The sequence below is a fragment of the Arcticibacter svalbardensis MN12-7 genome, from assembly GCF_000403135.1.
Lineage (GTDB): Bacteria > Bacteroidota > Bacteroidia > Sphingobacteriales > Sphingobacteriaceae > Arcticibacter > Arcticibacter svalbardensis.
This window is the reverse complement of sequence record NZ_AQPN01000031.1, coordinates 1-6618: the sequence shown is the minus strand read 5'-3', so window position 1 is coordinate 6618 and position 6618 is coordinate 1. Positions and strand designations below refer to the sequence as shown.

Genomic DNA, 6618 nt, shown 5'->3' with positions numbered 1-6618 from the left:
ATTTTTATATAACTTATTTGTGTGTGTGTTACTTCACAGAGAACTTATATACTGTTGTGGTCTTATAGGTATCACCGGGACTCAATACAGTAGAAGGAAATGCAGTTTGATTTGGAGAATCAGGGAAATGTTGTGTTTCCAGACAAAATGCTGTTCTGAAATTATCCTTGAACCCTTGTTTTAGGGAATGAGAACCATCGAGGAAATTACCTCCATAGAACTGTACGCCTGGCTCATTGGTGAGTACTTCCATTACAATACCTGATTTATCGCCCACTACTGTAGCAATAACATCGAGGACTGCTGATTTCTTCATGGCATGAACAAAGTTGTGATCATAGCCTTTACCAAACTTCAGCTGAACGTTATCGGCGTCTATTCTAGATCCAATAGTAGTTGGCTTTGTGAAATCGAAAGGGGTTCCTGCCACTTTTTCTATCTTACCAGTTGGGATCAATGTAGAGTCAACCGGTGTATATGAATCGGCATTGATTTGTAAAAAATGCTTGTTAATTGATCCGCTACCTATACCGTTTAAGTTGAAGAACGAATGATTGGTTAAGTTAAGAACGGTTTTTTTGTCAGTTGTAGCCAGGTAATCAATTTTGATTTCGTTATCATCTGTAAGCGTATAGGTTACTTTTACAGTCAAATTTCCCGGGTAACCTTCTTCGCCATCTTTAGATAAATAATTCAACTCCAGTTGATTTTCGCCAATTGGCTTAGCATCCCAGATTACTCTTGAGAAGCCACCAGGCCCACCATGAAGATGATTAGGGGCATTATTAGTAGCTAGTGTATATAGCTTTCCATCCAATGTAAACTTACCTTTAGCGATACGATTTCCGTAACGACCAATAGTTGCACCAAAATAAGTATCTCCTCCTTTGGTATAATCGTCTACATTGTCAAAGCCATTGACGACATCTAACATCTTTCCGTTTTTATCCGGCATTATTAAACTAACCAGACGGCCACCGTAATTTGTAATTGCGGCCTGTACATTGTTCTTATTCTTTAAAATAAAAAGATCGGTTTTTTTTCCATCCATAGTTCTTTCGAATGATTCCTTTGCGGGGATTACTACATCCAGGCTATCAGTTACACCTGTTGTTGTTTGTTTTGTCCCTGAATTTGTACAGGCATCCAAGCTCAATAAACAGGCTGCATAGAGCCATGGTTTTTTTAGTTGAATCTTCATTTCTAATCATATGATTTAGTTTGGATCAAATTTAACTTTTTAAACATTTAACAGAAATAATGAATCGTATTAAATAAGCTGCATATGAAATACTTCAGCTATTTTCTCCTTCAGAATTTGCTTTACTTCTTCAACGGGTACGGCATGTCCTAACTCTCTGGCTATAGAGGTGACATCTTTGTCGTCGATACCACAGGGAACTATATTTTTGAAATAATCCAGATCTGTATTGACATTAAAGGCAAACCCATGCATGGTTACCCAACGGCTGCATCTGACACCCATGGCACAGATCTTTCTGGCTTTTTCATTATCAGGATCAATCCAGACACCGGTATATCCAGGATACCGGCCTGCTTTGATATTATATTCAGCAAGAGTTAATATCACGGCTTCTTCGAGCGTCCGGAGATAAAGATGAATATCCGTAAAGAAATTATCAAGGTCAAGAATGGGGTACCCTACAACTTGTCCCGGGCCATGATAGGTAATGTCTCCTCCCCTGTTGATCTTATAATAGGATGCATGTTTGTCGATAAGACCCTGATCGTCAAGAAGTAGATTTTCCTGTTTGCCACTCTTTCCTAAAGTATAGACATGTGGATGTTCTACAAAAACAAGATAATTTGATGTTGGAAATGTTGTGTTATTATCGCGGTTTGTTAGTTTGGAAGCAACGATAGCTGAAAAGGTATTTTCCTGTCTGTCCCATGCTTCCTGATAATCTATTAACCCCCAGTCCTGGAAGTTTACGTTATGATTTTTCATTAGAATAATTTATTTTTTGATCATATGAAGCGGCTATTCATTTAGGAATGCTTGTCTTCATTTTTATGAGAACGGGCATGATCCTCCTATTTGCTTTTTATTTAGTCTAGGGCATGTATGCAGCCGCGTAACCGATCATGTAGTCTTCAAATGCTTCGAAGCAAACGTCTATTTGCTTTTCTTCTTCCACCTCCAAGGTCGCTGCAAAACTACCTTTAGTTGCATATAGAAAGGGTTTAATGTGAATATGATCTTTGAAGGAGACGTTTCCCCGCCCATTTAATTTATATACAGCTTCCTTGGCACACCAGCAAATGTATAAATGAGGAATGGTGTGGTTTGGATCAATAAATTCAAGTTCGGTTGGGGACATAAATTTATTTGCTACTCGTATAATTTTACTTTTAACGAGTTCAATGTCTATGCCTACCGGTTTATCCTTACTAATCATAACTGCGGCATAATCAAAAGAATGGCTAAATGATATATGATGAGGGAAATTAGCCAGGTAAGGTTTTCCATGTTCGTCTACCCGACAATCAATATATTCGTCCGTATTCAGCATTTGGCGCAATAACACCCTGGTACTTAACCAATGGAGATTCCTTTTTCCATTGTTCAAACTTTCGAGATAGGCACGCTCTATATCATTCAGCTGTAGTCTGGAGAATAGATCTTCTGCTGTTTCTTCGATTTTCCATACCGCAAAACATGTTTTGGCATCAATTTTCTTTTGATAAGCTAACCCCATTATTTGATTCTATATGCGTTTTTTGAAAACAATACAATATTAAGATAATCAGCTTCAATAATGATAGAACAAGTATTAAAATTACAGGAAATTCTAAATTATACCTAATTTCGGCCCAAAGTATCCAGCATTATGATCCTATCCGATAAGCGAATTTTAGAAGAAATAGAAAAGGGAACCATCATTATTGAGCCCTTTGAAAGAGATTGTTTAGGCACAAATTCGTATGATGTTCATTTAGGCAAGTATTTAGCTACCTACAATAACCGGGTCCTTGATGCGCGCGAGCATAATGAGATCACTCATTTTGAAATTCCAAGAGACGGATTTATTCTGCAAACAGATACGTTGTATCTGGGGGTTACATTAGAATACACGGAAACCCATCAGCATGTTCCTTTTTTAGAAGGGAAATCAAGTACAGGGCGACTTGGAATTGATATTCATGCTACCGCAGGAAAGGGAGACGTTGGCTTCTGCAATACCTGGACTCTTGAAATATCGGTTACACAACCCGTAAAAATATACCCAGGGATGCCTATTGGCCAATTGATTTATTTTGTAGTGGAGGGAGAAATCGAGACGCTGTACAACTCAAAAGGGGATGCTAAATACAGTCGTAAAACCACCCGTCCGGTTGAGAGCATGATGTGGAAGAATATTTTTTAATTTTCACTTGCAAGGCGCTTTTTATTAGTAGATTAGTATTCCTTTATGAACCTGTACTAATGAGACGTTTTCACTTCCTTATCCTTGCTGTTTTTATTTGCTCTGCTTATAGTTTTAGCATTAAAACTGATGATGATCCACTGAATAAAATCATTGCAAAAATTGATAAAATACTGAATGAATATCCGCAGGAGAAGGTACATATTCATACCGACAAACCGTATTATGTGGCGGGAGATACCATCTGGTTTAAGGCTTATATTGTTAATGCCAGACAGAACAGGTTATCCGGACTCAGTCAAATTCTCTATGTTGATCTTATAAATGAAAAAGATTCTTTAGAAAAAAAGCTCCGTTTACCAGTCATATCCGGACTGGCCTTAGGAGATTTCACCTTATTGGATTCGCTGCCTGAGGGCAACTACCGGTTAAGGGCCTATACGAACTGGATGCGTAATTTTGGTGAGGAATACTATTTTAACAAAACAATAAGGATTGGAAGTTCCTACACCAATCAGGTATTCAGCACGGTTAGTTATACCTACTCTACGGTGGGGACCAATGAAGAGGTTAGTGCAAACATTGAATACACGGATAACCAGGGACAACCTATATCTGGGAAAGAAGTAAGATATGTGGTGGAGCTGGATAACCGCAATGTTGCGCATGGCAAGGGGACAACAGACAGTGAAGGTAAATTAGTTGTCAGGTTTATCAACAAGCAACCCTTCCTTCTGAAAGCGGGCAAAATTACTACTACGCTTGAAATGGCAAGTAACCGCTTTAAGAAGAAGACATTTGTCATTAAATCAACCAATTCGCAGGTTGATGTACAGTTTTTTCCTGAAGGGGGACAGCTGATAAATGGCATTCGGGGACGAGTGGCATTTAAGGCCGTTGGATCTGATGGATTAAGCCGACCTCTTTCGGGCACAATAACGGATAATGAAAATAAAGTAATAACAGATTTTAAATCGCTGCATGCAGGTATGGGAACATTTCTGCTTACTCCGGATGCGGGTAAAACGTATACTGCCAAGATTACTTTTGACGATGGTTCACAAAAAAGCATTACACTTCCTGCTGCACTTTCATCAGGTTATTCCTTAATTGTAAACAATTCGGACAAAGATGAAATGAATATTCGGATATCCGCAAGTCCTGATCTTGTCGGTTCCGGATCGGTTACCCTTATTGCCCAGGCGAATGAAGAGGTCCTGTTTGTAGCTAGAAACACTTTGAATAAATCGACTATCGCTGCCAGTATTCCTAAAAATAGGTTTCCTACTGGAATTGTGCGATTAACTGTTTTCTCTGCTACTTATGTGCCAGTAGCTGAGCGGCTGCTTTTTGTAAGACATGCACCTGCACTAAAAATGGATATCAAAAACGATAAGACAACTTATGCGCAAAGGGAAAAAGTAAATATGTCTATCGCTGTGAAAGATAGTTTGGACAAACCTGTTCAGGGTGTATTCTCAGTGGCAATAGTCAACGAAACAAAGGTCCCATCTAAAGAAGAAGATGAGACTACCATCTTATCTGATTTACTGTTGTCATCTGATTTGAAAGGTTATATTGAAAAGCCTAATTATTATTTCACAGAGTTAACTGACACAAAAGATCAGCAGCTGGATATCTTGATGATGACTCAGGGCTGGAGCAGATTTACGTGGCAAAGCACAATGTCTGAAGCATTTCCGCCGATTCCATTTAAACCAGAGAAAAGCTTATCCATTAGTGGGATAGTTACAAATTATGGCAAAAAGCCTGTTGAGGGCAGTAAAGTGATGATCCTTGCTTCAAATGGAAGCGGCATTATATTAAACACCGTTACCGGAGCAGATGGAAGGTTTAATTTTGATAACCTGCAGTTTAATGACAGCACGCGTTTTGTTGTTCAGGCTAGAACCTCAAAAAACAAAAAGAATGTGGATATCAAGATCGACCAGGTACCCGGTCAATTAGTCACAAAAAGCAAAAATAGTCCCGATGTAGAAATCAACGTAAATGCGACCCTTCTTTCTTATCTTAAAGTTCGTCGCGCTGAGTCGGATGAATTGCGCAAAAAAGGATTCCTTAGAAGGAATATTTTACTTGATGAGGTGGTCATATCTGAGAAAAAAGCCACGGTTAAGAATTCGAGTAATTTGAATGGTGCAGGAAATGCAGATGCCGTGATTCTTGCCGACCGTTTACAAAATTGTGTTTCACTGGATCAATGCCTGCAGAGTTTGCTTGCTGGTGTAATTATTCAAGGTGGAATTGCTTATTCAACCAGGAGCATGGGAACGCCTATGCAACTCATTCTCGATGGAATGTACGTAGAGCCAGATTATCTTACCTCGCTGATCCCACAGGAGATAGAATCTATTGAAGTATTGAGAACAATTGGCAATACCGCCATTTATGGCTCGCGTGGAGGCGGTGGAGTATTATTGATTACCACCAAACGAGGAGATTCAAGTTATTCATACCGGAGTTTTGCTCCTGGTATTATCACCTATAATCCGCAAGGCTACACCATTGGACGCCAATTTTATTCACCAAATTATAGAAACCCTAAAATCAATGCTGCAATTCCTGATTTAAGATCTACCATTTTATGGGTTCCAAATGTCATTACCGATTCTTTAGGAAAGGCAACGATCAATTATTTTACTGCTGATGATCCAGGAGAATATAAGGTTACGGTAGAGGGAATGGATACTAATGGTGGTCTGCTTCGTCAAATTTATAGGTTTATTGTAAATTAGAATATATTTATTAAAACATTTTCTATTTCCCGAAACAGGGTAATTTATTTAAATTTGTCTTCTATGAAGATCCATTTTGCAGGTATAGAAACGGAAGTTGAGACATTCACACTTGAAGAAGTTTTAGCTAGTTTAAAAACAAGTAATAAACTTATATTATGGAATGACAATGTGAATACTTTTGATCATGTAATCAAGTGCCTTGTAGTATACCTTGATTATTCTGAATTACAGGCTGATAGAATTGCAAACATCGTAGACAGTAAGGGTAAATGTGCTATCCTGGAAGGATCTTTTACAGAAGTAGAAGTTTACCGTAAAATTCTTCAACAACAAGGCTTAACAGTGAGCATCGAGTAATAAAATAGTTACTATAAAGTAATACTAAAATAATCACCTTTCTTTGCCATTTCTGTTAAGAATTCGAATCAGGTAATTATTATGAGATCATTTAGTACTTTAGTTTTTTTATT

6 protein-coding genes are annotated in these 6618 nt (G+C 38.2%); 3 read left to right on the top strand and 3 right to left on the bottom strand.

Annotated elements, in window-relative coordinates; all coding sequences use genetic code 11:
• Positions 1-28: 28 nt before the first annotated feature.
• The 3 genes from ADIARSV_RS03740 to ADIARSV_RS03730 form a co-directional block, all read right to left on the bottom strand.
• Entirely contained in the window at positions 29-1201 is a 1173-nt protein-coding gene (locus ADIARSV_RS03740) for an aldose epimerase family protein (RefSeq protein ID WP_016194040.1), read from the bottom strand.
• Between the two features lie 69 nt (positions 1202-1270).
• Positions 1271-1969: a lipoyl(octanoyl) transferase LipB gene (lipB, locus tag ADIARSV_RS03735; protein WP_016194039.1), complete on the bottom strand. Its 699-nt coding sequence runs from the start codon at positions 1967-1969 to the stop codon at positions 1271-1273.
• 106 nt (positions 1970-2075) lie between these two features.
• Entirely contained in the window at positions 2076-2720 is a 645-nt protein-coding gene (locus ADIARSV_RS03730) for a 4'-phosphopantetheinyl transferase family protein (protein ID WP_016194038.1), read from the bottom strand.
• Between the two features lie 132 nt (positions 2721-2852).
• On the opposite strand from ADIARSV_RS03730, the gene dcd reads away from it, so the two are divergent.
• The 3 genes from dcd to ADIARSV_RS03715 all read left to right on the top strand — a co-directional run bounded on the left by dcd (position 2853) and on the right by ADIARSV_RS03715 (position 6505).
• The gene (dcd, locus tag ADIARSV_RS03725; RefSeq protein WP_016194037.1) at positions 2853-3389 is read left to right on the top strand and encodes a dCTP deaminase; all 537 of its coding nucleotides are present in this window, start codon (positions 2853-2855) and stop codon (positions 3387-3389) included.
• 59 nt (positions 3390-3448) lie between these two features.
• Positions 3449-6145: a carboxypeptidase-like regulatory domain-containing protein gene (locus tag ADIARSV_RS03720; RefSeq protein ID WP_016194036.1), complete on the top strand. Its 2697-nt coding sequence runs from the start codon at positions 3449-3451 to the stop codon at positions 6143-6145.
• Positions 6146-6208: 63 nt separating this feature from the next.
• The gene (locus ADIARSV_RS03715) at positions 6209-6505 is read left to right on the top strand and encodes an ATP-dependent Clp protease adaptor ClpS (protein ID WP_016194035.1); all 297 of its coding nucleotides are present in this window, start codon (positions 6209-6211) and stop codon (positions 6503-6505) included.
• The last annotated feature ends 113 nt before the right edge of the window (positions 6506-6618 follow it).

Bases quoted from the DNA above. Each gene is read 5' to 3' on its own strand.
- ADIARSV_RS03740 (WP_016194040.1), bottom strand. From the start codon at position 1,201: ATGAAGATTCAACTAAAAAAACCATGGCTCTATGCAGCCTGTTTATTG.
- lipB (WP_016194039.1), bottom strand. From the start codon at position 1,969: ATGAAAAATCATAACGTAAACTTCCAGGACTGGGGGTTAATAGATTAT.
- ADIARSV_RS03730 (WP_016194038.1), bottom strand. From the start codon at position 2,720: ATGGGGTTAGCTTATCAAAAGAAAATTGATGCCAAAACATGTTTTGCG.
- dcd (WP_016194037.1), top strand. From the start codon at position 2,853: ATGATCCTATCCGATAAGCGAATTTTAGAAGAAATAGAAAAGGGAACC.
- ADIARSV_RS03720 (WP_016194036.1), top strand. From the start codon at position 3,449: ATGAGACGTTTTCACTTCCTTATCCTTGCTGTTTTTATTTGCTCTGCT.
- ADIARSV_RS03715 (WP_016194035.1), top strand. From the start codon at position 6,209: ATGAAGATCCATTTTGCAGGTATAGAAACGGAAGTTGAGACATTCACA.